Source organism: Bradyrhizobium zhengyangense (assembly GCF_022012555.1).
Lineage (GTDB): Bacteria > Pseudomonadota > Alphaproteobacteria > Rhizobiales > Xanthobacteraceae > Bradyrhizobium > Bradyrhizobium zhengyangense.
Genome location: NZ_JAKLTZ010000018.1, coordinates 82,976 through 106,484, shown reverse-complemented (window position 1 = coordinate 106,484; position 23,509 = coordinate 82,976). Strand labels below are relative to the sequence as shown.

Sequence of the window (23,509 nt, the reverse complement as noted above, 5' to 3'; positions counted from 1 at the left end):
TCGAAGGCAGTTCGTTTCCCAACTGGAATGGCACGCAACAGAAGCGCTTCGTCGCGGTTGCGGGAGATCAACTGACGCTGACTGTTCGTCCTCCTGCGGGAGACGTAGTCGACGTGATCTGGAAAAGAGCGAAGTGATCCGACAAGTGGGCAATCGGGCCGTAGACATGCGGCGACGCCCCCGGTCCACCCGTCCCGCGGCTAGTGCAGAACTTTAAGCCGCAGGCGCCGGATCTTCCTTCACGCCCCGTGCCACGATCCGGAGAGCCCCGTCCGGAAGTGGCCAAGAATGTCCGCTCGAAGTTCGGAGGGGACCCCGCCGTCCTTCAGATCGGCACCACCGACTTTCCTGAACGAATGGAAAGTCTTTTTCTCTTCAGCAGCGTTGGCGACAGCCACATTTTGAACTTTGATCCAGTCGCCATAAAAGACGTCGCCCAACGGCGTGCGATCACTTGCGGCGCGGAGCTCCGGGAACAGCAGTTTATGTCCGAGCGATTTGATTTCCGCCCTGTAGCGAAGAAGCCCGAGACGGACCACTTCGCCGATCAGGGGTATTCTTCGCGTGGACTGCGGATTCTTGAGCGTCCGGTGTTCGTTTGGACGAACGAAAATGAGGGGATCCCACTCTCCTCCAACACATCATCGACATCGAGGCCGCAGAGTTCCTCGCGACGTGCCAACGTGTATCTCGCAAGATAAGGCACGATAGATAGAGCGTCGTGATAGATCACCTCGCCCGGGACCATCCGCTTCTTGAGGCTTTCGCATCCCGTCCACGGCGGCTGTCGAAAGATCGAGGTCAGGTCTTCTGGAGAGAAAGGATTCCGTTCGTCGCGGGCGCGACCCTTCTTCTTCGACAGCAGCTTCGAAACGCCGGAGAACTCTGGAATCTTGTGCCCGCAAGCCTCGATGTAGACTAACACCTCCTGAAGCTGCGTAAGATGTCGATTGACCGTACCCGACTCGCGCCCGACCTCGTGTGCAGGCAATTTCTTGGCGCGTTCCAGCCATTCGGAAAGCGGCGTGGCGCGGTCACGCTGGCCCTTGCCGTAGCTTCGCGGAAGAGCGAGCAGAAGCGAGCGATACTCGGCAATGCGGCCCTGGGCGAGGGCTCGAACATGGTCCTCGCCGATCATTTCGACGAACGTCGCGACAAGTGAACGGACCTGCCGCTGGGTTTTTTCGTTCCCCGCGTGTGCGCGACATCGGATGTGCTGCGCCTTGGCATGGGGAGAAGAAGCCGAAGAGGGTCCAGACCGCGCTGGAGAAGCGCTCATCAAACGCTGCTCGAATTGGTCCTCGCCGTCGGAATACATCCGCGAGGTCCGCTCGAGATCGCTAGGCAATCCGAATTCAGGCTCGACCCGCTCGAGACAATCGGGTCAGATATGAAATTTCCTGGACCAAGGCTGACGGGCTTGGGCGCAGGACAAATTGGCGGCAAGCTCGGTTCGGTTTTCGCATCAAACCTCACGCAGATGGCGACCAGTTCATGATCCTCCGACACTGATGCACTTTGGCACGTTCGCGGTCGGTCTGCCGTATCTTTTCCGGCGTGCCGTTGATGTCCACGGTGGATGGTGTATGGTTCCGTCCCAGGACGCGGATGCAACTCTGGCCGGTGCGAACCCATAAAGCATCGCGACCGCGGGTGGTCGATCGCCAACCGACCATGCAAAAGTGAATTTCTGAAGTTTTGCTTCGGCGTCGGTGACAAGCACTGAAGATCCGATTTGCGTTGTGGATTGGGTCAGGCGACATGCCTTGGGTCGATGAGATTTCCGAGCCGAAGGAGCTCAGGCGCTGTATCCGCGATCTCGTCGCGCTTTCGACGCTGCCGACAATCTGGAAAGACTACAATTCGCGGCAGATTGCCGACAGCGCGGCGGCCGCCTTGCTTTCGATGCTCAATGCCGACGTCATTTACGTGACTGTGCCCGGGCTGCGCGACGAACCGGTGGCCGACGTGATGCGCACGAGCCAAGCGGTATCCATCGGATCGTCTGGTCACATTGAACGCATCCTCCGCGGTGCGTCGCGCGGAAGGCGCGACCAGATATCCGCGATCGACAACCCACTCGGGAAGGGAACGTTACGAATCGTGGCGGCGCCGATGGGCTTTGGCGGCGACGCCGGGATCGTCGCAGGTTCCGTCAATCCGCAATTTCCAAGCGAGACGGACCGGCTCCTTCTCGGAATTGCGGCGAACCACGCAACGCTCGCTATCCAACGCTGGCACGCTGAGGCGGAGCAACGACGTCTGGCGAGCGTGATTGAGCGGTCGTCCGAGTTCGTTGGTTTCGCCCATCTGGACGGCACGCCGCAATATCTCAACAAGGCGGCCTTCGAACTCCTCGGGCTTTCAGGCATTGAGGACGTGCAGGGGCTTAGCATCTTCGATTTCATGGCTCCCGATGAGCGGACTCGGGCGCACCGCGAGGCGCTTCCAATGGTGATGGGAACCGGACGCTGGCTTGGCGAGCTGAACCTTCGCCACTTCAAAACTGGAGAAATCGTTCCCTTCCTGGTCGATTGGTTCCGCATCGACGACCCGCGCACGGGCCGTCCTGCGAACATGGCGACCGTCAGCCGCGATCTGAGGCCTCAGAAAAAGCTCGAGGGTGATCTTCGACGCCTCAACGAGTCGTTAGGGCAGCGAGTGACGGAACGGACATCGGAATTGGCGGAAGCGCTCGAGCAACTGACGCTCGAAGCTGAAGAGCGCACGCGCGCGGATGTCCGCGCGCAGAAGCTACAAGCGGAGCTCCATCATGCATCGCGGCTCAGCGCAGCGGGTCAGATGGCGGGTGCGTTGGCACATGAATTGAACCAGCCGCTGACAGCGTTCACCAATTTGCTCAACGCTGGACGCCGGATGATGGCAAACGGCGCGCCGTACAGGGTCGACACTATACGCGATGTCCTTAGCGAAGCCGGCGAGCAGGCGCTCCGCGCCGGCGAGATTATTCGGCGGCTGCGAGAGTTCGTTACGCGCGGCGAGACGGAAATGCGAATCGAAAGCCTGCCTGATCTGATCCGTGAAGCCAGTGAGCTTGCCTCGGCGGGAACCGGACCGAGCCGTGTGAAGGTCCGGCTGAGCTTCGATCCACGCGCCGATGCGGTGTTTGTAAACCGAATTCAACTGCAGCAGGTCATGCTCAATCTGATACGCAATGCGCACGACGCCATGGCGCAGAGCGAGTGGCCCGAGTTGGAGGTGGTCACGGCGCGCCTTGATGACAAGTCGATAGAGATCGCTGTAGCAGATCGTGGCCCGGGCCTACCGGACAATATTGTCGAACACCTCTTCGAGCCATTCCACACCACAAAAATCGATGGCATGGGACTGGGGCTCTCGATCTGCCGCTCGATCGTCGAGGCCCATCGCGGAAAGCTGGGCTATGAGCCCAATAGCGGCGGCGGAGTAATCTTTCGTGTGACGCTGCCCGTCTCGCTGGAACGATGAGTGCATCGATGGCCGCCGAACGGTTGATTTACGTTATTGACGACGACCCGGCGATCCGCCGATCGTTGGAGCGGCTGCTGGATGCGGTCGGTTTCCAGGTGGTGTCATATGCAACACCAAAATCGTTCCTCGACGTCGCGGGCAGCTTGGTCAGGGGCTGCGTCCTGCTAGATCTCCGCATGCCGCAGATGGATGGCTTCGAGGTTCATGCCCGCCTTCGGCTGATAAACCCGGACTTGCCGGTCATCGTGGTGACGGCTCAAGGCGACGTGCAGACCGCGGTCCGAGCAATGAAGGCGGGAGCTGTGGACTTCATTGAAAAGCCCTACAGCGACGATGCCTTGTTAGCGGCGATTGAGTCCGCGCTGAAGACTAGCGCGGCGACAGGCCGAGCCGATGATATTGCTGCGGCGGCGGCGTTGATCAATACGCTCAGTCCGCGCGAGCGCCAGGTGCTTGAGGCGCTCGTGGCCGGGCAGCCAAACAAGGTCATTGCCTTCGGTCTTGGTATCAGTGTGCGCACGGTCGAGGTTCACCGCTCACGTATGATGGACCGATTGGGCGTACATCAGTTCGCCGAGGCTGTCCGGCTTTGGGTCCTCGCGAAGTTTGCTGAGCCGACGTGAGCGGATATGCGAAACTAATGATGGCCATCAAGTCCGCGCGACAATCTGCCTCGCCGGTCACCAAACTCGGACGATGCATAGCTGCGCATTTAGGCCGGCGCCCTTAGACCGGGCGAAGAAAGCCACTCCGCGATATGGGAGGCTGTCTCGTTCTGCCTAGCTTTGCGAAGCAGTGCCTCGCGCTCGGCGCACAGTGGAAGCGCATTCGCGGCCTCGCGCAGATCGTGCGCCTCTTGGGTGAGGCGTTGTTCCAGTGGCTGGGAGTGCTGCACACGTCGGCGCCGTTTACGCATGAAGCTGCTCCATTGCTACGAGTGGCACGGTGGAACACGCTACCGATCAAAGCCGATTTTAACGGAGGTCACGCGCGCGGCCACCATGACGACCGTCAACTTTCGCTCCGGAAACCAGCGGGAGGGATTGGTGAGTGTCGTGCGCTTGATGCTGAAGCATTGTCGCGTCGTGGTGACGATGCGTGGCGACAAGAAGCGACGCAGTGTAGCGGACATTGTCGGCCAGACCAGTCATGCCCGGAAGAGGCGCTTGCGGTGGCTGGAGGCGGATCCGACAACTGAGACGGACCCGGCGAGGGGAACCGGGCCCTGACATTCACCGCAACAGCGCCTCCCTCTCTGGCCGCTCGGCAAATGCTGGTTATAAAAACAGCATTCTGGGAACAGTGTTCCTAGGCTGCCACACCGAAGTGGGGCCTTAGCGCTTCTCTATGACAACGTTTCCTTTCACAACATAAATTGTGCGTTCGCCGTCCGACACCTCCCAGGCCATCCGGTCCCCCTGTACTGCTCGCGCTCAGGGCCGTTCTTTTGACCGGCTCAAAATTTCGGTTGCTGGGTGTGACCAACCAAATACTATTGCCTGGCGCAAATGGGCCCCCCAAGGCTTTGCGTCCAATGCCGCCGGCCCTTCCACCAATCCCTTAAGACCCCAGGGCCGGCGGCTAGGACGATGACCTGGTCGCGGACATTCGACGAGCCGATCCCGCTGCCAGATGGCCGCAACCTTGTGACACTGCGCGACGACCGACGAATAGATCGCTGCGCTGCCGAAACGCGATCACGATCGGCCGGAATGGCAGGCTGCCTAGAAGCCCTGCTTCTGGTCGTCGACTAAAGCGGCCCGACCATGTTCGCGCGTATCGGAATCATGCGCGAGCTGAACCACGGAAACCCTCTCCAGAAATCGAGGCCGGTGGACGAGCCGTCCACAGCATCAAAAGCTGACGGTAGGTCAGCTCAGTAAGGTCAGGGCCAACTCCGGCAGTCGCTCTATTCGATAACTTTGTGGGCGCGCGTCGTGAGGAAGGTCCGGATCGAACTGCTGGGCCGGTTACGCGCATCGGCTAGAAAGTGATGTGGCGAGCTGCCTTGACCGACGTCGGCTTGGAACCCGAAATGCTTCATCACGGCCAGTTGATCGCGTGATTGACGCGGATGATCAAACGCGATGGAGTTCCCCGAAATTGCGCCAAGAGCTGCCGGCCTGGGCCTTCGTCCAGGTTGCCTCGTCCAAAAAGGCGGCCTGCGAGTGGTTCTTATGGCGCGCCGTATTATGCGCGTCGCCACTCACAACGGCCTTCGCCCCTACAAAGATCGCAGAAGAAGGAGTCCAGCATTCAATTTGGCGCCCTCGATAGCCAGCGCGACTCAAATCCGCATGATCTTTTCGTTCCCGGGCATGCGCCTCGACATCGTCGCGGTCCCGACGCGAGTTACAACAACCACTTTCCACGAACGTCTGGCTAGACAGCCTTTGTGAGCGCCCCATCGATGATGAGGTTCGTGCCCGAGATGCGGCTCGCGACCGGGCTCGCGAGGAAGACGACGCCGGCAGCAACTTCCTGCGCCGTACCCATGCGTCCTGTCGGGTTGAGCGACATCGCCGTCTTATAGAGATCAGGCATGCCGCGCTCGATATTCTGCCAGATGCCGCCTTCGAAATAGGTGTTGCCCGGCGACACGGCGTTGACGCGGATGCCCTTGGCGATCAGCTGATTGCTGAGACCCTTGGCATAGTGGATCAGGGCCGCCTTGAAGGCGCCGTACGAGCCGGCGGCGAAATCGACCTCGAAACCCGATACGCTCGAGACGATGATGATCGAAGCCGATTTCGACTTTTCCAGATAAGGCACCGCGGCCGCGACCGAATTAACGGTATGCATCATGTCGGTGCGGAATGACTTCTCCCAGGTCTCTGGCGTGTCGCCGACCGCCAGCGCGCTGACGTTGCAGACCATGGTATCAATGCCGCCGAGCTCGGCCGCGGCTCCGTCAATCCAGCCCTTCAACGCGACCGGATCGGCGACATCGATCGCCTTGCCCCACGATTTGACGCCTCCCGCCGAGAGGCTCTTCACGACGTTGCCAACCTCGTCGGCATTGCGCGCGCAGATCGCGACGTTGGCACCCTCGGCCGCAAACAGCTCGGCGATCGCAAGCCCGATGCCCTTGCTGCCGCCGGTGACGAGCGCGCTCTTCCCCTTCAATCCCAGATCCATTTTTACCTCCGTTGCTGGTGCAGCGGCCTGCTCGCATACCGGCAGGCCGCCTCGGTTCGCTTACATTGTCTTCCAGTCTCCGGCGCCTTCGAACGCGGCGGCGGCGCGATAAATCGTCGGCTCGTCAAAATACTTGCCGATCAGCATCAGCCCGATCGGCAGACCGTTGCTCATGCCGCAGGGAAGGCTCATCGCCGGATGTCCGCTGGCGTTGAACGGCGCAGTATTGGGAACCATCTCGAACGCGCGCTGGATGTAGAGCTCGCGCGGCGCGTCCGCCGGGGGTATTGGCGTTGCCGTCATCGGCAGGGTCGGCATCAGCAACAGGTCGTATTTGGCCAAAGCCTCGTCATAGGCTGCGCGCAGCTTGCGGTTCAAATTCTGAGCCTTCGCATAGAAGTGCCCGCGATAGTGCTTGGTGAAATATTGACCGAGCAGCATCGTGATCTTGAGGCTATCGGACAATTCGTCCGCGCGATGCTTCCAGGCGGAGTGGGCGTCGAGCAGCGTGGTGTTGTAGAGACCACGCCAGTTCGTTCCCATGCCGTTGCCCTTCATCATGAACTCGGTGGCGCCTTCGGCGGCGATCGGCAGCCAGATCGCCGGCGCGGCGAGGTGCATCGGAACCGAGACGTCCTCGACAGTGGCGCCGAGCTTGCGGAACAGGTCGGCAGCAGCCTTGACCTTCGCGTCGACGTCCGGCTCCGAGCTCGGATGCCCAAACCCCTCCCTCACGATGCCGATGCGCAATCCCCTGACGCCGCCGTCGATCTCGTCGCTGTACTTTCCGACCTTGAGCGCGCCCTGCCTCGGATCGAGTCCGTCGGGCCCTGCCAACACCTCCAGCAGCAGCGCATTGTCGCGCACATTGGCTGTCATCGGGCCGGTGTGGTCGATCGTGAGCTCGATCGGCATCACGCCGGTATAGGGCACGAGGCCATAGGTCGCCTTCATGCCGTAGATGCCGCTGAAAGCGGCCGGAATACGGATCGAGCCGCCCTGATCGCCACCGATCGCCATATCGGCCTCACCGGTCGCCACCACCACGGCGCTGCCTGAGGACGAGCCGCCAGCGGAGTATCCCATCCTGTGCGGATTGTGGACGGGCCCCGCCGCGCAGGTATGGCTGCCGCCGGAGAAGCAGAAATATTCGCAATGCACCTTGCCGACGATGGTGCCGCCGGCGTCGAGCATGCGGGTGACGATGGTGGCATCCGTATCGGGGATATAACCCTCCAGTGTCGATGCGCCGTTCATCATCGGAACGCCGGCGAGGGAGATGTTGTCCTTGAGCGCGATCTTCTTGCCGGCAAGCTTGCCGTTCGGGGCGCCCTTGATCTCGGTCTTGACGTACCAGGCGTTGAACTTGTTTTCCTCGCCCTCGGGACGATAGCCGGGTGTGCGCGGATACTTCACTGCCGGCACATAGTCCGGCATGGCATCGACCGCATCGTAGGCGGCGTAGTTCGCCTGCATCAGCGCGTCGTAGGATTTGAGCTCTGCATCGCCCATGTGCATGCCGAGGTCTTCGGCCACGCTGCGCAGCTGATCGAGTGTGGGTCTCCTGACGGCCATGGCTTGGGTCTCCCTCTGATCATGCCCGCGTGCGGCGGGCCTACGTTGCGATACCGACGAATTCTCCGACGAGGCTTGCGTCGCCGAGCTCGCCCGGCGCCACTTCCCGAGTAATCGCGCCCTTCTGGATAATCAGAATCCGCTGCGACAGCGAAGCAATGAAGTCCAAATTCTGCTCGACCAGGATCATGGTGAGCCCGCTCCTGGCCCGCAGCCGCTGCAGGGTGTCGACGATCTCGTCAATGATCGAGGGCTGGATACCTTCCGTCGGCTCATCGAGCAGGATCAATCGCGGGTCGCCGCAAAGACAGCGCGCGATCGCCAGCAATTGCTGCTCGCCGCCCGACAGCGCGCCGCCGGGGCGATCGAGCAACGCCTTCAGGCGGGGAAACTCCTCCAGCACGGTTGCGATGATATCGCCTTCCACGCCGTCCTGCGTGCTGCAACCCATGCGCAGGTTCTCATAGACGGTGAGCCCTGGGAATATCTCGCGGCCCTGTGGCACGTAGCCGAGGCCGAGCCGCGCGCGCCGGTAGGGCTCGATCGCCGTGACATCGTCATGGCCGAACATCACACGGCCGCTGGTCGCCGGCAAAAACCCCATCAGCGCCTTCAGCAGCGTGGTCTTGCCCATGCCGTTGTGGCCGAGAATGCCGATGAACTCGCCCTTATTGACGGAGAAGCTCACCCCGTTGAGGATCGGAATCCGGCCATATCCCGTTCGCAATCCCTGCACATCGAGCATCATGCGGCCGCCTGTTTGCCCAGATAGATGTCGCGCACCTGCGGATTGCGCATGATGTTGTCCACGGTGTCCTCGACCAGCACGCTCCCCTGGTTGAAGACGGTGACCTGCTTGGCGATCATGCGGATGAACTGCATGTCGTGCTCGACGACGATCAGCGCCTTGGTACGGTTGATCTCGCGCACCAGCTCGGCCGTCTTGTTGACCTCCTCGTGGGTCATGCCCGCGGCGGGCTCATCGAGCAAAATCAATTCGGGATCGGTCGCCAGCACGAGCCCCAGCTCGACCCATTGCCGCTGTCCGTGGGCAAGCTGCCCCACAAGACGATCGGCGGCTTCCGTCAGGCCGACCCGCTCCAGCATCTCGTCGACGACGCGCCTCGTCTTGTCGCCGGAATGAAGGCGGTTCGCCGCGAGCCAGATATTTTCGCGCACCGAAAGCCCGTCGAAGACGCTCGGCACCTGGGTCTTGATGCCGATGCCGAGCCGGGCGATGTCGTGGGCGTGCGCGTGCGAAATGTCCCGGCCGCGGAACAGCACCTGGCCATGGGTCGGCTCCAATTGCCCGGTCAGCATCTTGAAGAAGGTGCTCTTGCCTGCACCGTTGGGACCGATCAGGCAACGCAGCTCGCCTTCGGCCAGCGAGAAATTGACATGGCGCACGGCGCGAACGCCGCCGAAATGCATGCTGAGATCCTGGGTCTGAAGCAGCGGTGCGGCCATCAGCCCTCCTCAGCCCGTTTGGGCTGGAGCCGCTTGGCTCCCTTGCCACGCGAGACGAGCAGCGACTGGCCGATATCGCCAAGCGTCGGCACCAGCCCCTTGGGCACCAGAAGCACGAAAGCAATAAGGATGATGCCGAAGATCAACGGCGCATTGGCGAAGATCTTGGCCCACAGGTCCGAGCCGCCGCTCGGTTGGTTGGCGCCGAGCGCGGTGGTGAGCCATTGAATGCCGATGCAGCCGACGATCGGCCCGATCAGCGTGCCGCGCCCGCCGACGATGACCCAGATGATGATTTGCGCGGATTGGGCGAGACCGAAAATCGTAGGGCTGACGAAGTTGCCCCAATTGGCGAACAGGCAACCGGCAAAGCCGGCCAGCGCACCGCCGATGGTGAACGTCGCAAGCTTGTAGGCGCGCGGATCATAGCCGAGCAGCTCGGCGCGCCGTTCGTTTTCCCGAATGCCGACGATGATGCGGCCGAACCGGCTCGCCAGCAGCAGGCGCAATCCGAAATAGGTCGCGAGAAGCGCTGATGTCGCCAGATAGAACATGCCTTCGAGATCGATCGGCGCGGCCTTGTTGCCCGGCAAATTCAACGGCGGGATACCGGGAATGCCGTTGAAGCCGCCGAGCCGTGCCGAGCCGATATGGAATTCCGGTCCGGCCGTCGAATTGATGGAATTGAACAGGATCAGCGTCACCGTCAGCGTGATGACGCCGAGATACACATCGCTGATGCGACCGTAGAACATGAAATAGCCGAGCAGCGCCGCAAAGGCCGCCGGCACGATGACAGCGAGCAGAAGCGGGACCGTGCTTTCGCCGATGTTGAACATCGCGATTGCGTAGGTATACGCGCCGAGCCCGAAGAACGCCGACTGGCCGAAACACAATATGCCGCCATAGCCCCAGATCAGAGCGAGGCTCAGCGCCAGGATCGCCATGATCATATAGACCGTGAGCTCGAGCACGACGTCGAGCTCGAAGAGGCGCGGCACCAGCACCAGGAACGCCACGCCGACCGCGCCGACGAGGCCGAGGCCGACAAGATTGAGCAGGCGGGCGTTCACAGGCCTCTCCGGAAGAAGCGGCCGGTGATGCCTTGCGGTAGCAGGCGGATCAGGATGATGGCGGCCGCGAGCAGCGCCACTTCACCGAACACCGGCGTGGTGACGAAGGTCGCGATCTGGTTGATGGTCCCGAACAGCGCCGAGGCCGACACCGTCCCGCTGAGGATCGCGGCGCCGCCCCCGATCACCGTGATGAAGGACTTGGCGACATAGGCGACCCCGATGGTGGGAAACACGCCGGAGACCGGCGCCAGCACCGCACCGGCGAGGCCCGACAACGCTGCGCCGACGCCGAACGTGACGGCGTAGACGCGCGGCGGATTGACGCCAAGCGCCGCGGCCATGTTGGCATTCTGCATTGTGCCGCGGGCGATCAGCCCAAGCCGCGTCCAGCGCATCACCGCGAAGATCACGGCTAATACGACCGCCGCGACCGCGATCACGAACAGCGTGTAGACGCTGGTGCGATAGGCGCCGATCTGGAAGCTGCCGAGCGGCGCCGAAATGCCGACCGTGGTATTGCCGAAGATCGCCGTGGTCAGCCCAACCAGGAACAGGCTGAGACCCCAGGTCGCCAGCATCGTGTCGATCATGCGGCCATAGAGAAAGCGGATGATGGTCCGCTCGACGATGACGCCGATGAGGCCGACCACGATGGGTGCCACCACCAGCATCGCGATCCAGATGCTGATTCCGTGGCTGGTCGCGACGATGGCCGCATAGCCCCCGAGCATCAGGAACTCACCATGCGCGAGGTTGATGACGCGCATCATGCCGAAGATGATCGCCAGCCCGACGCTGATCAGCGCCAGGCTGGCAATCGCATACAGGACCTGGATGGCCAGGAGAGCGACGAGATCCACGTTCACCTTTCCCAAGCAAGAATTGAGGGTCGGCCCGCTCTCAAATCTTGATCACATATTGCTGGTTGTCGGTCGGGTTTTTGATGAGATCGCAGACAGCGGCGGTATCGGCCGGCTTCTGCTGGGCGAAATCCTCCAGCACCTTGAGCTTCTTGTCGGCGACCTCGGCGATGTGGACGTCGAGCACGCAATGATGCGTCGGCGGATCGATCGTGACCTTGCCGGACGGCGCGTCGATGCTGATGCCGGTTTCGAGGGCTTCGATAACCTTCATCCGGTCGACACTCCCGGCTTTCTTCACCGCTTCCGCCCACAGCCGGAACCCCTGATAGGTTCCCATCGCGAGCTCGGTGATGTTGGGATAGTCGGCGCCGAAGCGCTTGAGGAAGCTCGCGACGAACTTCTCGTTGACCGGATTCTTCAGGTCCTGGAAGTAATTGTAGCAGATCAGCATGCCGTTACACTCATCGGGCGACAGCACGATGTGCTCATTGCCGACCGCAAACGTGGTCGACGCCATTGGAATGCTCTTGCGCATGCCGGCAGCCGCCCATTGGCGATAGAAAGAGATATGCGCGCCGCCGACCAGCGCCGACCAAACGAAATCCGGCTTGGCCGCCTGAATCTTGGAGATGGTCGGGCCGAAATTGGTGACGTCGAGCGGGAAGAAGTCGATCGCGGGGACCTCGCCACCGTTCTCGGTGACGTATTTCTTCACCCATTGCGAGGTGATCTGGCCGTAATTGTAGTCGGCCGCGATCACGTAAACTTTCTTGCCCCATTTCTTCATGGCATAGGGCACCAGCTTTTCCACCGTCTGTGCGGGGGTCACGCCGGTATCGAATTGATTGCGATCGCAGACGCCGCCTTCATACTGGGTGTTGTAGAAATAGAGCGTCTTGAATTTGTCGAGCACGGGACGGATTACCTCGCGCGAAGCCGAGGTGATGCCGCCATGGACCACCGCGACCTTGTCCTTCAGGGCCGCCTGCTGCGCGAACTGGGTGTAGAGCTGCATGTTCGACTGGGTGTCGTAGTTGATCAGCTTGAGCTGCCGGCCCAAGAGACCACCCGCCGCATTGGCCTCCTCGATGGCAAGGGTCATCGCGTCGACCATCGGCTTGCCGTAGATGTCGAGGCCGCCGGAGAGATCGTGAATGCTGGCGACGTTGATTGGCTCTTCCGCCCAGGCGCTGGAGGAAAACATCCCGGCGGCAGCGGTAGCCGCCGTACCCTGCATGAACGTTCTGCGATTGACCCTCATAGCCCTACTCCTCCTCGCGGTTGCCGATGTTTCATGAAGTCAGGTATTTCTTCAGAATTGACGCGCCCATCGTGTATTTCGGGTCGACCATGTTGCCGAGCCGCATCCGCCCGGCCTGGCTGAGCAGCATGTAGGCATCGATCTCGTCGAATCCGTAATCCGCACTCATCCAGCGAACCAGCTCGCGATACGCGATCCGCGCCGCATCCTCGAGCGGCCGGGCGCTGCCGATCGTCATGACAAATTCCCTGGTCTCGAGCCGCGGCCACGCAAAGCTCCAGTCCTTGATGACGTCGATCTGCATCGTCACGGTCGCGCGCTGCTCGATCGCGACGCCCGACAATTCGCCGTCACCCTGGGCGGCATGGCAGTCGCCGACATAGAGAAAGCCGTCATTGACATGTACGGGAAAGTACAGGATCGCGCCCGGCGCTACGTCGGGCAGGTCCATATTGCCGCCGTGATAATCCGGCTGCAGCGACGAGATCGCCTCGATCTCGGGCGAGACACCGATCGTGCCGATGAATGGCTGGTACGGCAGCGTGATCTTGTCGCTCCAGCGCACGCCGTCCTTGTCGACATGCATGACCCTCACCCGCTCCGGCAATGGCGGATTGAGCAATGCGGTCGACGCGGTTCCGACAAGGCCGCCAAATTCCGGAATGATGCAGGTCTTTCCGGCCGGTTGCGCGCCGCGGGTCTCGACGGCAAGAATATGCACCGCCAGACAATGGCCCTTCCCGATGCCGTTGACGGCAATCGGACCGCATTGCGGGTTGAGGAAGGGAAACTTCAGCTTTGCGGTCGGACTGTCCTTCTCGCTGGTAATGACGCCGCCAAAGGCATCTTCAGTCTCGACGACGACGACGTCGCCCGGATCGATGGTGAGAGCCGGCTTTGCGTAAGGACCGTAGACGTAATGGAAGGAACCCTGCTTTTCGATCGTGAGCTCATGGCGTCGTCCCGCGTGGCCCTTGGCGAGGCCGCGCTTTGCCATGATCGAGCTCTTCAGCCAGCTATCGTCGGTCATTGCGAAATCCTCTGAGGCAATCGGCGCTGCAAGCACGCCGACGCCGGATGCACCTTGGTCAGTTTGATTTCCAGTCTCCGGCAGCCTCGATCGCCCGCGCCAGCCGCATCAGCGTGGTTTCCTCGAAGTGGCGCCCGACCAGCATCAGGCCGACCGGCAAACCATTGACGCGGCCGCATGGCACGGTGAAGGCAGGATGCCCGGAAACGTCGAACGAGCAGGTGTTGGCCTGCATATTGAGCGCGACGTCGATCACGGTGTTGAGCGGCGCATCGGGCGGCGGGATCGGCGTCGCCGTGAATGGAATCGTCGGCATCACCAGCGCGTCGAATTTCTGCAGCGCATCATCGTAGGCCCGACGCAGCAAGAGCCGGAGATTTTGCGCCTTTGAATGATAGCGCCCGTGATAGTGGCGGTGCATGTACTCGCCGAGCATCAGCACCAGCTTCACCGTAGGCGACACGTCGTTGATCCGTGTCCCCATGCCGCGCGCAAGCGCCTCCTGCATCGAGACCGGATAATAGCCCTGGACGTTGTTGCCGACACCGTAGCCTTTCAGCATCATCTCGGCGGCGCCCTCCAGGATGACGCCGCTCCAGACGTGCGGTCCATCGAGATGCCAGGGCACGGAGACGTCCTCGCTTGCGATGCCGGCTTTGCCCAGCGCCGCAATGGTTTGCCGCACCTTCTCGTTGACCGCCGGATCGCTCTCGGGATGACCAAACCCCTCGCGCAGGACGCCGACGCGCAATCCCCTCGCCGGTTGGCCGAGCGCCGCCATATAGTCGCCGGTGCGCGCTGCAATTGTCCTCGTGTCCCAGCCGTCGTGACCGGCGATGACCGTCAGCAGGCGTGCGACGTCTTCGACCGAAGCGCACATCGGTCCGCAATGATCGACCGAATAGCTGATCGGCATCGAGCCGGTGGTCGGCACTAGGCCCCAGGTCGGCTTCAAGCCGTAAACGCCGCACCAGCTCGACGGCGTCCTGATCGAGCCGCCCTGGTCGCCGCCGAGCGCCATCGGCACTTCACCCGATGCGACCAGCGCAGCGCTGCCGCCGGAGGAGCCGCCGGCGCTGTGGGCCGGATTGTGCGGATTGCGGATCACGCCGCCGGCGCAGGTATGGCTTGCGCCTGAAAAGCAGAGATCCTCACACGCGGCTTTGCCGGCGATGGTGCCACCGGCGTCGAGAATGCGCGTCACGACGGTAGCGTCGAGCTCGGGGACATAACCTTCGAGCAGCGCCGAGCCGTTCATCATCGGCACGCCGGCGACGCAGATATTGTCCTTGATCGCGATCTTCTTGCCGCTCAACAGCCCCTCTGCGCCGGTGCGGATATTCGTCTTCCAGTACCAGGCGCCGTAAGGATTTTCGGACGCCGCAGGCCGGTAGCCCGGCGAGCGCGGCGCGACCGGCGCCAGCGCCGGCGGCACCAGCTCGTCCAGACGGCCGTAGGACGTCAATGGTCCCTTGAAGGCCTGCTGAAATGCAGCGATCTCCTCATTGGTGAGGACCAGACCAAAGTCCGCACCGAGATCCTCGATCTGCTCCAGCGTCGGAAGGCGAACCGCCATGCTCCACCCTTCATGTCAGGGAGACAAAACGAAAAAAGCCACCCGCGGCCCGAGAAGGCCCCGAATGGCAACAATGCCGATGCTATCAGTGGTCGCGTAGGTTACGGTGCAGATCGAAACTTGGAAGTCGTCGCTCAGACGTCATCGGCTGTGCGAGAACTCTTTCGCCATGCACGCGTTCACGTGGCCATTATTGTGTCTTAGCGCCGCCAGCCTTGTCAATGCGAGGTCCGCACCTTTTTTATGCGGGTCGCATCAATGACATGCAGTGCCGATTGACGATGCAAGCAAGCAAGGCCTAGCTTTCAGCGACGAGACTATCGCCGAACAGCGCGCCCGGGTTTCTTCATGAGCAAGCCGTCCATCCCTCTCGGCCTCGTATTTTCGCAGTCGGGACCCTACGCCATGATGGCCGGCGAAATGCGCAAGAGCGCATTAATGGCGGTCGACGAAATCAACGAGAGCGACGCGTTCGATTTCTCGTTCGCACCTCATCTCCGCGATCCCGGCGGCGTCGTCGCCGAGTATCACACCGCGTGCGCCGATCTCATTCGCGAGGAGCATGTCGGCCACATCGTCGGCTGTTACACGTCGGCCTCGCGCAAGCAGGTCATTCCGATCGTCGAACGGACCGAGCGACTGCTCTGGCATCCGGCGCGCTACGAAGGTTTCGAAAGCAGCGACAACGTCATCTATGTCGGCGCCGCACCAAACCAGCATGTCGTGCCGCTGGTGCGTCATATGCTCGACCACATCTCCGCCGACGTATTCTGTATCGGGTCCAATTATATCTGGACCTGGGAAATGAACCGCGTCATCCGCGAAATCGTGACCAGCGCCGGCGGCCGTGTTCTTGCCGAACGCTTGCTCGAACTCGGCGAGACCGCGGTGGACCACATCGTCACCGAGATCATCGATCGGCGGCCGCCGGTCGTGTTTAATACGCTGGTCGGTGAATCCAGCTACGCGTTCATGCGTGCCCTCCATGCGGCGGCGACGCGCGCCGGTCTCTCGATCCCGATGCTGAGCTGCAGCCTGTGCGAGCCCGAACTCAAGCTGATCGGATCTGCGGCCTCGGTTGGATGCATCACCTCGTCCGCCTATTTCGAGAGCATCGAGGGCGCCGACAATCGCAGCTTTGTGGCGCGATGGAAGGCGCGTCATGGCAGAGACAGCAGCCTCTCGGTGGACGGGCAGTCTACTTATGTCTGCGTGATGCTGCTTGCCCGCGCCATCCGCCGCGCGGGTTCGGCGGAGGTCGGCGCCGTGCGGCGCGCTGCGGCAAATCATCGCTACGATTCTCCGCAAGGTCCGGTTTGGGTGGATCCCGACAACAATCACTGCTTCCTTACGCCGCGGCTCGCGCGCTCGATGCCTGGGTGTCAGTTCAGCATCTTCTGGGAAGCGGATGCCCCAGAACGTCCCGACCCCTATCTTTCGAACCTCGACCTGACGGCGATTGGCACGAGGGCGGAAAAGAGCAATGATACGATGGCGAAGCGCTCGAACCATTTGCGTATCGTGAAATGACCAGACCATCCCCTTTTTCCGTCCGTGGCCGTCGCGCTCTCATGGTGATGAGGGATGAGCGCGAAATCCCGATTGTACGCCGCCAGCTCAGTCGCCTCGGCATGACGATCTCCGAGCATGATCCGGCCGAGCCGCCGCGTGACCAGTCTTCCGACGTCATCCTGTTGGATGCAGACAGCATTCCCATCAAGTCCGACCATGCCATCTTGTGGAAAGGCAGCATCCCGATTATTGCGCTGATCGGAACTGAAACGCCCAGTCGATTGAAGTGGCTACTGGACCTGCAACCCGCGTCATTTCTCGTCAAGCCGCTCCGTTCTGCCGGGCTCTATACCGCACTTGTGGTCGCGTTCGATTCAGCGCAACAAAGATTGGAGCAAGCCGCGCACATTGAAAAGCTGGAGGATCGCATCCGGTCCCGGCGGGTCGTGTTCGCCGCCGTACTGCAGATCATGCGCGGTCACGACCTGTCAGAAAAGGACGCGTTCGCGCTCATTCGGCAAACGTCAATGCGGCATCGCACGACCATCGAGGTCTTGAGCGCGGAGATCGTGGCAGCCGGCGGAATGCCGAACCGGACGACGCGAACGGCATAGCAATTGGAGTCGCGCGGGGCCCTCGATCTAGATTCTGAACCGATCAGCTCTCAGCTATTACCTCATCGGTCCGCCAACTGACCATTTCGCATGAAGCTTATGAGAGGAGCCACCGCAGCGGCGAAGGTCTGCTCTGCTCCAAATCGCCGACCGCAGCTGCAATGTCGGAATCTCTGACAATGAGATGGCCTCATCGAGCCACTAGCGGCACGTAGTCTTCGAGCTCAGGATCTGGAAACTGTACCGCGCGGCCGAGTTCAGCCGAACGATACAGGCCCATGAGCATTTCCATGACTCCAACTCCGTCATCGAAGGTCTCGGCAGGGCTTCTACCAAGCCTGAACGCTTCGACCATATGACGGTTTTCGTCTGTGTAACCATAGGCACCAGCCTCGTCCTCCACCACCGGCATCAGGCCCTGTTCGGCATTCTGTTTCTCGACGAGATCCTCGCCTTCCGACCCGGTGAGCGTCCGCGACAGGAAGACCTTGAGCCCGGTCGAAAGCGACGAAAACTCCATCGAGTATTCGGGACCGAGCAACTCGAGCTGAATACGCAGCCCGGCGCCAACATAGGCCCATGATGTCGTTGCCTCGATCATCAGTTGATGTCCGTCGGCGTCCTCCATCGTGACGATGCCGCGCGCGAAATCTTCGACGGGGCGCTTTGCAAAATCGATACCCATTCGCGCCTTGAGATCGGCGGCATAGCGGGGCCGTGTCCATTTGAGATTGGCCGTCGTGGCGCTGGCACTGACCAGCCGCAGGGACTCGCGCTTCGCGCCCGGCGCGGTCAGCATGAAGCGTGCGACCTCGACCGAATGGCACATCATGTCGGAAAGCACTCCGCCACCCTGCTTGTCGCCTTGCCAGAACCACGGCTCGTGCGGTCCGGAATGCTCCTCTGCCGCACGAGCAAGATAAGGTCGACCGCTGCCGGGTACGGCGCGCCGCCAGATGATGTCTTTGCCGCGCATCACCGCAGTCGAGAAGATCTGGTTTTCCAGATAGCCGTGGAGCAGGCCTGCATCTTCGGCCAGCCTGAGCATTTCGCGTGCCTCAGCAAGTGTACGTGCCAACGGCTTTTCGCAGGCGACGGCGCGCAGAGGGGCTCCGGCCTTGGTCACACGATGAATCTCGCGCATGATGTCGAGGCGCGTGTCGTTCGGTGTCAACAGCCAGAGCGCATCCACCTCGCCGGACATGGCCATCGCCTCGATGCTATCGAACACCTGCGTCTGTCCAAGTCTAAGACTTCGCGCCTTGTCCGCAATACGCGCACGACGCTCCGCGGAACGGCTGTACACACCGCCAACGCTAACGTTGCGTACGCCGAGCATCGACTGCAAATGGAATGCAGCGATAAAGCCACTACCGATGAGCCCGACACGCAGTATCGGAAGTTCGTTGAGCTTCTGCATATCAGGCCTCCTTCAATGATGGCTGGGCTTGGATCAGTTCGGCGCTTTGCGTTGCCGCCCCGGAATCGCAGCCAGCAATTGCTGCGTATAGGGATGCTCCGGCCGATTAAGCAGGTCTGCTGTCGGCCTGATCTCGACGATTTCGCCAAGCCGCATCACGGCGATCCGGTCGCAGACCTGGGCTGCAACGTTGAGATCGTGGGTAATGAACAGCACCGCCAGCCGCAGCTTCTCCTTCAGCGTCTCGAGCAAAGCCAGCACCTGCGCCTGAACCGAGACGTCGAGCGCCGACACGGGCTCGTCTGCGACCAGGACCTCGGGGTCGAGCGCCAGTGCGCGCGCAATGCCGACCCGCTGGCGCTGCCCACCGGAAAATTCATGCGGAAAGCGTCGCGCAGCGGCCGGATCGAGACCAACGAGCGCCAAAAGCTCGTCGGCGCGGGCGAAAGCCTGTGCCGCAGGGACCCCGTGTGCGATGGGGCCATCAGCAATAATCCGTCCGACGCGACGGCGTGGATTGAGCGAGGCGAACGGATCCTGGAAGACCATTTGGATGTGCTTGCGGGCGGTCCGCAGGCTCGCTCCGCGCGCCTCGGAAAAATCGAGTTCGCCGATGCGGACCACACCTGCATCGGCGTCGGTGAGGCGCATGACCAATCGCCCAATCGTGCTCTTGCCCGAGCCAGATTCTCCGACCAGGCCGAGCGTCTCGCCACGCCGAATCTCGAAGCTCACGTCCTTGACAGCTGCGACCTCGGTCTGCGCTCCAAACCATCCGTTCCCGCGATAAGTCTTTGCGAGCCCGATCGTGGCACAAGCGATCGGTTCATCCTCGACGTGCGGGCGCTCTGGCGGAACTCCACCGGGCACGGCGGCGAGCAATCGGCGCGTATAATGATGTTGCGGTCGCCCGAGAACATCATCGACCGGCCCCCGTTCAACCAGCCGCCCCTTCTCCATGACCGCGACGCGGTCTGCGATGTCGGCGACGACGCCGAAATCGTGGGTGATGAAAAGCACCGCCATGCCACGTCGCTGCTGGATGTCGCGGATGAGCCGAAGGATTTGCGCTTGCGTGGTGACGTCAAGCGCCGTGGTCGGCTCGTCTGCCACCAGAACCGACGGCTCGAGCGCCAGTGCCATTGCGATCATGGCCCGCTGACGTTGTCCGCCCGACAATTGATGCGGATAACTGCGAATGATCCGCTCCAGATCACGCAAACCCACTTCATCTAGGAGCGCGCGCATGCGCACCTGCCGTTCAGGCGGCGTGAGCTGCTCATGCGCCTCGAACGCTTCCAGGATTTGATCGCCGATCCTGATAACGGGATTGAGCGCCGTCATCGGCTCCTGGAAGACCATTGCGATGCGCCGCCCGCGCAATGTCCGCCATTCTGTGGGCGGCAACCCCAACAGGTCGCGCCCTTCGAACCGAATAGTACCTGCGACGGGGCGAATGACTTGCGGCAGCAGTCCCATCGCCGCATAGGCGCAGACCGATTTGCCGGAGCCGGATTCGCCGACAACACAGAGAATCTCCCGCGCACGCAAGTCAAGCGAGACGTCTTCGACCGCGAAGGCTCGATCGGCGCCGGCGGGTAGCGCCAACGTCAGGTGCTCAATCGACAGGATCGGTTCGACGATGTGGTTCATTCTGCCCGATCCAACATCGCGCTTCTCCCTCGTCCCGATCACGCCGCCAGCGCGATGCCATCCTTGCGATGATCCGACGCGCCGAACATGACACCCCGAGACGTATCGACGTGCACGGCCTGGTAGCCTCCTAACGGTTCGTCGGCCCAGACGACGCGATGGCCGCGACCGATCAAATCGTCAGCTACGGCGCCGGGAATCGTAGGTTCGAGCGTCACTGCGCCATCGAATGCAAAGCTGCGCGGCGCATCCGAGGACTGTTGAATGTCCATCCCGCGGTCGAGCATGCCACTCAGGATCTGCAAATGCCCCGTCGCCTGATATTGTCCGCCCATCACACCAAAAGCCATGACCGGCCTGTCATGCTTGGCGAGCAAACCCGGAATGATCGTGTGGAATGGACGCTTTCCTGGCGCAATGACGTTGGGATGCCCGTCAATGAGCGAGAACCCCGAACCCCGATTCTGCAGCAACACGCCCGAGCGAGGAGCGTAGATGCCGCTTCCGAAGGCGAAGAACAGCGAATTGATGAGAGACACCATGTTGCCGTCGCGATCCGCGACCGCAACGTAGGCGGTATCACGATGAACAGGCATGTCGAAGTCTGTCGGTGCGCTCGCACGCTCGCGGCTGATGCGAGAGCGCAAAGTCGCGACTGATCTCTCGGAGAGCAGTGCATCGATATCGAATGGGCGGAACGAGGGATCCGCGAGGAGCGCGTCGCGCTGCCGGTAAGCGGCCTTGGTCGCCTCGGCAAGCAGATGGATGCGGTCCGCCTCGCCGAGCGTGGTGTCGGTCATGTCGTAGCCGGCCAGGATTCGCGCGATCAACAGCGCTGCCACGCCCTGCCCGTTCGGCGGGCATTGCCAGATTTGATGATCACGGTAGTCGGCGCTGATCGGCGTCACGTAGTCCGACCGCGCGGTCGCTAGATCGTCGGCCTCCATCAGGCCGCCGAGCGCCTTCAAGATCGAGACGATTTCATCGGCGACGGCACCTTCGTAAAACGCGGCTCGGCCCTCACGTGCGATCCGACGCAGCGTGGCGCCGAGCGCCGGATGGCTGAGCTTGCCGCCGACGACGGGCGCAGTGCCGCCGGGAAGATATACGGGAGCCCCAGTCTGATGCCGTTCGATGCGATTGGCATAGCGTGCCCAGTCGAGGGCAGCGCGCGGCGTGACTACGAAGCCGCTCTCAGCCGCTTTGATCGCTGGTGCAAAAACCTCGTCCAGACCCTTCGATCCATGATCGGCAGAGAGCCGGCACCAGGCATCGACCGCCCCCGGAATCGTAACAGCATGTGGCGAGTCATCCGGGATCGACATCAATCCCAGCTGCCGGAACCAGCCTGGCTCTGCCTTCGCCGGCGCTCGACCCGAGCCATTGATGGCGACCGGTTTGCCCGAGGCAGGAGCATAAATCGCAAAGCAGTCGCCACCGATGCCGGTCATGTGCGGATCAATAACGCCTTGAAGAGCGATTGCGGCAATCGCGGCATCGACGGCGTTGCCGCCGCTGCGCAGGATGTCGACCGCAGCTAACGTGACGGCGGGATGGGAGGCAGCGACCATGCCCCGATCGCCGACCGCCAAGGAGCGGCCTGGCACCATGAAATCGCGCTGTCCCCAGCTCATGCCCTTCTCCGATCGTTGATGTGAGGCCGCTGGACTTTCATGCCGCAACATCTGTCGCCATGGCGGGAAGGGCCAGCGGACCCGCGTCCCTACCGATGCCGAACAGAGAGCGATGCACGAGGTCTATCGCGCTGCCGACCGCGCCGATCAGCGTGGCGCGATTGCCGAGCGCGCTGAGCTCGATGCGAACCGGCTGTCGCATACATCGCCCGAGATACTCTTCGATCCGCAGCTTCAGCTCGGGCCGTACACCGATGCTGCCACCCATGATGATGATCTCTGAATCGAGGATGCAGTGCACGGCCAGAATCGCACTCGCGAGAATCCGGCTGACTTCGTCGATTGCAACACGTGCCGCCTCATCGCTATCGAGCCTATCGAAGACATCACGCACCGTACCGCCCGGAACGCCACCAAGTCCGAGATAGCGCTCGACAATGCCAACGCTGCCGACTGCGGTTTCCAGGGTACCCAAGCGAAGACCGCGCGTATCGTAGGGATCGCCTCCGAGCGGCAAGTAGGCGATTTCGCCGGCTGCGCCACGCGCGCCGCGCACAAGATAACCGTCCGAAAAGATGCCCATGCCGATACCGGTGCCGACAGCGATAAAGGCGAAGCTACGGGCCTTGCGGCTGTTGCCGCGCCAATGCTCGCCGATCGCAGCAAGATTGACGTCGTTCTCGATCGCGACGTCGATCCCGAGTCGCTCGCGCAGTGCGGCCCGCACATCCAGGCTGTCCAATCCGGGAATATTCGGCGCGATGACGATGCTGCCCGACGCCGGATCGATGATACCAGGACTTCCCATCACTCCGCCGCGCAAACGTTGTGCCGGTACAGACGCTTGCTGAAGCAAGGACTCCTGCATGCGTCCGATCTGCGCAACCACGGCAGCACCACCGTCGCCGGACGTCGGTTCGATGCTCTCGGCAACGATCTCTCCCTGCAGGTCGGCAAGCGCGACGTGCAGTTTCGTGCCACCCAAATCGACCCCGAGCACGAAAGCGGCGTCCGGTCGCAACGCGTAGGTGACTGCACTCCTGCCCACGCTGCCCTGGACTTGTCCGTCCTCGCGGACCCAGCCGTCACGTTCGAGGTCGCGCATGACTTCGGAAATCGTCTGCTTGGACAGACCCGTGCTGCGAGCGAGCTCCGCGCGCGAGACCGCTCGATCTCGCAACAGCCGCTCGACGACGAGGCGCACGGATTGCTGCCGCGC

Annotated in this window: 20 protein-coding genes; 5 read left to right on the top strand and 15 right to left on the bottom strand. The window is 62.0% G+C overall.

Going from position 1 to position 23,509, the window contains the following annotated elements; translation table 11 throughout:
• On the top strand, positions 1-137 hold a 137-nt coding region (locus tag L6639_RS43580), incomplete at its 5' end, for a lipocalin-like domain-containing protein (RefSeq protein ID WP_377819123.1).
• Between the two features lie 102 nt (positions 138-239).
• On the opposite strand, the gene L6639_RS36960 is transcribed toward L6639_RS43580, so the two are convergent.
• Together L6639_RS36960 and L6639_RS36955 are read right to left on the bottom strand one after the other, a co-directional pair.
• The gene (locus L6639_RS36960; RefSeq protein WP_237866421.1) at positions 240-539 is read right to left on the bottom strand and encodes a site-specific integrase; all 300 of its coding nucleotides are present in this window, start codon (positions 537-539) and stop codon (positions 240-242) included.
• A gap of 8 nt (positions 540-547) precedes the next feature.
• Positions 548-1,318, bottom strand: coding sequence for a site-specific integrase (locus L6639_RS36955; protein ID WP_237866420.1), 771 nt, complete (start codon positions 1,316-1,318; stop codon positions 548-550).
• Positions 1,319-1,761: 443 nt separating this feature from the next.
• On the opposite strand from L6639_RS36955, the gene L6639_RS36950 reads away from it, so the two are divergent.
• Complete coding sequence (locus tag L6639_RS36950) at positions 1,762-3,468, top strand: PAS domain-containing sensor histidine kinase (protein ID WP_237866419.1); 1,707 nt, start codon at positions 1,762-1,764, stop codon at positions 3,466-3,468.
• Positions 3,469-3,476: 8 nt separating this feature from the next.
• Positions 3,477-4,094: a response regulator transcription factor gene (locus L6639_RS36945; protein ID WP_237866418.1), complete on the top strand. Its 618-nt coding sequence runs from the start codon at positions 3,477-3,479 to the stop codon at positions 4,092-4,094.
• A 1,759-nt stretch (positions 4,095-5,853) separates the two neighbouring features.
• Here the strand turns inward: L6639_RS36945 and L6639_RS36935 are convergent.
• The 9 genes from L6639_RS36935 to L6639_RS36895 are packed head-to-tail and all read right to left on the bottom strand — an operon-like array spanning position 5,854 to position 15,457.
• Positions 5,854-6,609: an SDR family NAD(P)-dependent oxidoreductase gene (locus L6639_RS36935; protein WP_237866416.1), complete on the bottom strand. Its 756-nt coding sequence runs from the start codon at positions 6,607-6,609 to the stop codon at positions 5,854-5,856.
• 60 nt (positions 6,610-6,669) lie between these two features.
• Positions 6,670-8,184, bottom strand: a complete 1,515-nt coding sequence (locus L6639_RS36930) for an amidase (protein WP_237866415.1) — start codon at positions 8,182-8,184, stop codon at positions 6,670-6,672.
• 40 nt (positions 8,185-8,224) lie between these two features.
• Entirely contained in the window at positions 8,225-8,932 is a 708-nt protein-coding gene (locus L6639_RS36925; RefSeq protein ID WP_237866414.1) for an ABC transporter ATP-binding protein, read from the bottom strand.
• Complete coding sequence (locus L6639_RS36920; protein ID WP_237866413.1) at positions 8,929-9,651, bottom strand: ATP-binding cassette domain-containing protein; 723 nt, start codon at positions 9,649-9,651, stop codon at positions 8,929-8,931. Before L6639_RS36920 ends, L6639_RS36925 begins: the two co-directional genes overlap by 4 nt.
• Entirely contained in the window at positions 9,651-10,724 is a 1,074-nt protein-coding gene (locus tag L6639_RS36915) for an ABC transporter permease subunit (protein ID WP_237866412.1), read from the bottom strand. The genes L6639_RS36920 and L6639_RS36915 overlap by 1 nt, the downstream gene beginning before the upstream one ends.
• Positions 10,721-11,587, bottom strand: a complete 867-nt coding sequence (locus L6639_RS36910) for a branched-chain amino acid ABC transporter permease (protein WP_237866411.1) — start codon at positions 11,585-11,587, stop codon at positions 10,721-10,723. Before L6639_RS36910 ends, L6639_RS36915 begins: the two co-directional genes overlap by 4 nt.
• A gap of 40 nt (positions 11,588-11,627) precedes the next feature.
• The gene (locus L6639_RS36905) at positions 11,628-12,851 is read right to left on the bottom strand and encodes an urea ABC transporter substrate-binding protein (RefSeq protein WP_237866410.1); all 1,224 of its coding nucleotides are present in this window, start codon (positions 12,849-12,851) and stop codon (positions 11,628-11,630) included.
• 31 nt (positions 12,852-12,882) lie between these two features.
• Positions 12,883-13,881: an acetamidase/formamidase family protein gene (locus tag L6639_RS36900; RefSeq protein WP_237866409.1), complete on the bottom strand. Its 999-nt coding sequence runs from the start codon at positions 13,879-13,881 to the stop codon at positions 12,883-12,885.
• A gap of 58 nt (positions 13,882-13,939) precedes the next feature.
• Positions 13,940-15,457, bottom strand: coding sequence for an amidase (locus L6639_RS36895; RefSeq protein ID WP_237866408.1), 1,518 nt, complete (start codon positions 15,455-15,457; stop codon positions 13,940-13,942).
• Positions 15,458-15,805: 348 nt separating this feature from the next.
• Here L6639_RS36895 and L6639_RS36890 point away from each other — a divergent pair, with 348 nt between their 5' ends.
• Together L6639_RS36890 and L6639_RS36885 are read left to right on the top strand one after the other, a co-directional pair.
• Positions 15,806-16,987 (top strand): transporter substrate-binding domain-containing protein, encoded by a 1,182-nt coding sequence (locus tag L6639_RS36890; protein ID WP_237866407.1) that lies wholly within the window; start codon positions 15,806-15,808, stop codon positions 16,985-16,987.
• Between the two features lie 41 nt (positions 16,988-17,028).
• Positions 17,029-17,583: an ANTAR domain-containing response regulator gene (locus L6639_RS36885; protein WP_237866406.1), complete on the top strand. Its 555-nt coding sequence runs from the start codon at positions 17,029-17,031 to the stop codon at positions 17,581-17,583.
• Between the two features lie 190 nt (positions 17,584-17,773).
• Here L6639_RS36885 and L6639_RS36880 read toward each other — a convergent pair whose 3' ends face one another.
• From L6639_RS36880 to L6639_RS36865, 4 genes are read right to left on the bottom strand one after another with little or no spacing between them, the layout of a single operon-like run.
• Positions 17,774-19,003, bottom strand: a complete 1,230-nt coding sequence (locus tag L6639_RS36880) for a Gfo/Idh/MocA family protein (protein ID WP_237866405.1) — start codon at positions 19,001-19,003, stop codon at positions 17,774-17,776.
• A 33-nt stretch (positions 19,004-19,036) separates the two neighbouring features.
• Entirely contained in the window at positions 19,037-20,656 is a 1,620-nt protein-coding gene (locus tag L6639_RS36875) for an ABC transporter ATP-binding protein (RefSeq protein WP_237866404.1), read from the bottom strand.
• 38 nt (positions 20,657-20,694) lie between these two features.
• Positions 20,695-22,290, bottom strand: a complete 1,596-nt coding sequence (gene ggt / locus L6639_RS36870; RefSeq protein WP_237866403.1) for a gamma-glutamyltransferase — start codon at positions 22,288-22,290, stop codon at positions 20,695-20,697.
• 37 nt (positions 22,291-22,327) lie between these two features.
• Entirely contained in the window at positions 22,328-23,494 is a 1,167-nt protein-coding gene (locus L6639_RS36865; RefSeq protein ID WP_237866402.1) for an ROK family protein, read from the bottom strand.
• Between the last annotated feature and the right edge of the window lie 15 nt (positions 23,495-23,509).

Excerpts from the sequence above, each read along its gene's own strand:
- L6639_RS36955 (WP_237866420.1), bottom strand. The coding sequence starts at position 1,318 with ATGTATTCCGACGGCGAGGACCAATTCGAGCAGCGTTTGATGAGCGCT.
- L6639_RS36950 (WP_237866419.1), top strand. The coding sequence starts at position 1,762 with ATGCCTTGGGTCGATGAGATTTCCGAGCCGAAGGAGCTCAGGCGCTGT.
- L6639_RS36945 (WP_237866418.1), top strand. The coding sequence starts at position 3,477 with ATGGCCGCCGAACGGTTGATTTACGTTATTGACGACGACCCGGCGATC.
- L6639_RS36935 (WP_237866416.1), bottom strand. The coding sequence starts at position 6,609 with ATGGATCTGGGATTGAAGGGGAAGAGCGCGCTCGTCACCGGCGGCAGC.
- L6639_RS36930 (WP_237866415.1), bottom strand. The coding sequence starts at position 8,184 with ATGGCCGTCAGGAGACCCACACTCGATCAGCTGCGCAGCGTGGCCGAA.
- L6639_RS36925 (WP_237866414.1), bottom strand. The coding sequence starts at position 8,932 with ATGATGCTCGATGTGCAGGGATTGCGAACGGGATATGGCCGGATTCCG.
- L6639_RS36920 (WP_237866413.1), bottom strand. The coding sequence starts at position 9,651 with ATGGCCGCACCGCTGCTTCAGACCCAGGATCTCAGCATGCATTTCGGC.
- L6639_RS36905 (WP_237866410.1), bottom strand. The coding sequence starts at position 12,851 with ATGAGGGTCAATCGCAGAACGTTCATGCAGGGTACGGCGGCTACCGCT.
- L6639_RS36900 (WP_237866409.1), bottom strand. The coding sequence starts at position 13,881 with ATGACCGACGATAGCTGGCTGAAGAGCTCGATCATGGCAAAGCGCGGC.
- L6639_RS36895 (WP_237866408.1), bottom strand. The coding sequence starts at position 15,457 with ATGGCGGTTCGCCTTCCGACGCTGGAGCAGATCGAGGATCTCGGTGCG.
- L6639_RS36890 (WP_237866407.1), top strand. The coding sequence starts at position 15,806 with ATGAGCAAGCCGTCCATCCCTCTCGGCCTCGTATTTTCGCAGTCGGGA.
- L6639_RS36885 (WP_237866406.1), top strand. The coding sequence starts at position 17,029 with ATGGTGATGAGGGATGAGCGCGAAATCCCGATTGTACGCCGCCAGCTC.
- L6639_RS36880 (WP_237866405.1), bottom strand. The coding sequence starts at position 19,003 with ATGCAGAAGCTCAACGAACTTCCGATACTGCGTGTCGGGCTCATCGGT.
- L6639_RS36875 (WP_237866404.1), bottom strand. The coding sequence starts at position 20,656 with ATGAACCACATCGTCGAACCGATCCTGTCGATTGAGCACCTGACGTTG.
- ggt (WP_237866403.1), bottom strand. The coding sequence starts at position 22,290 with ATGAGCTGGGGACAGCGCGATTTCATGGTGCCAGGCCGCTCCTTGGCG.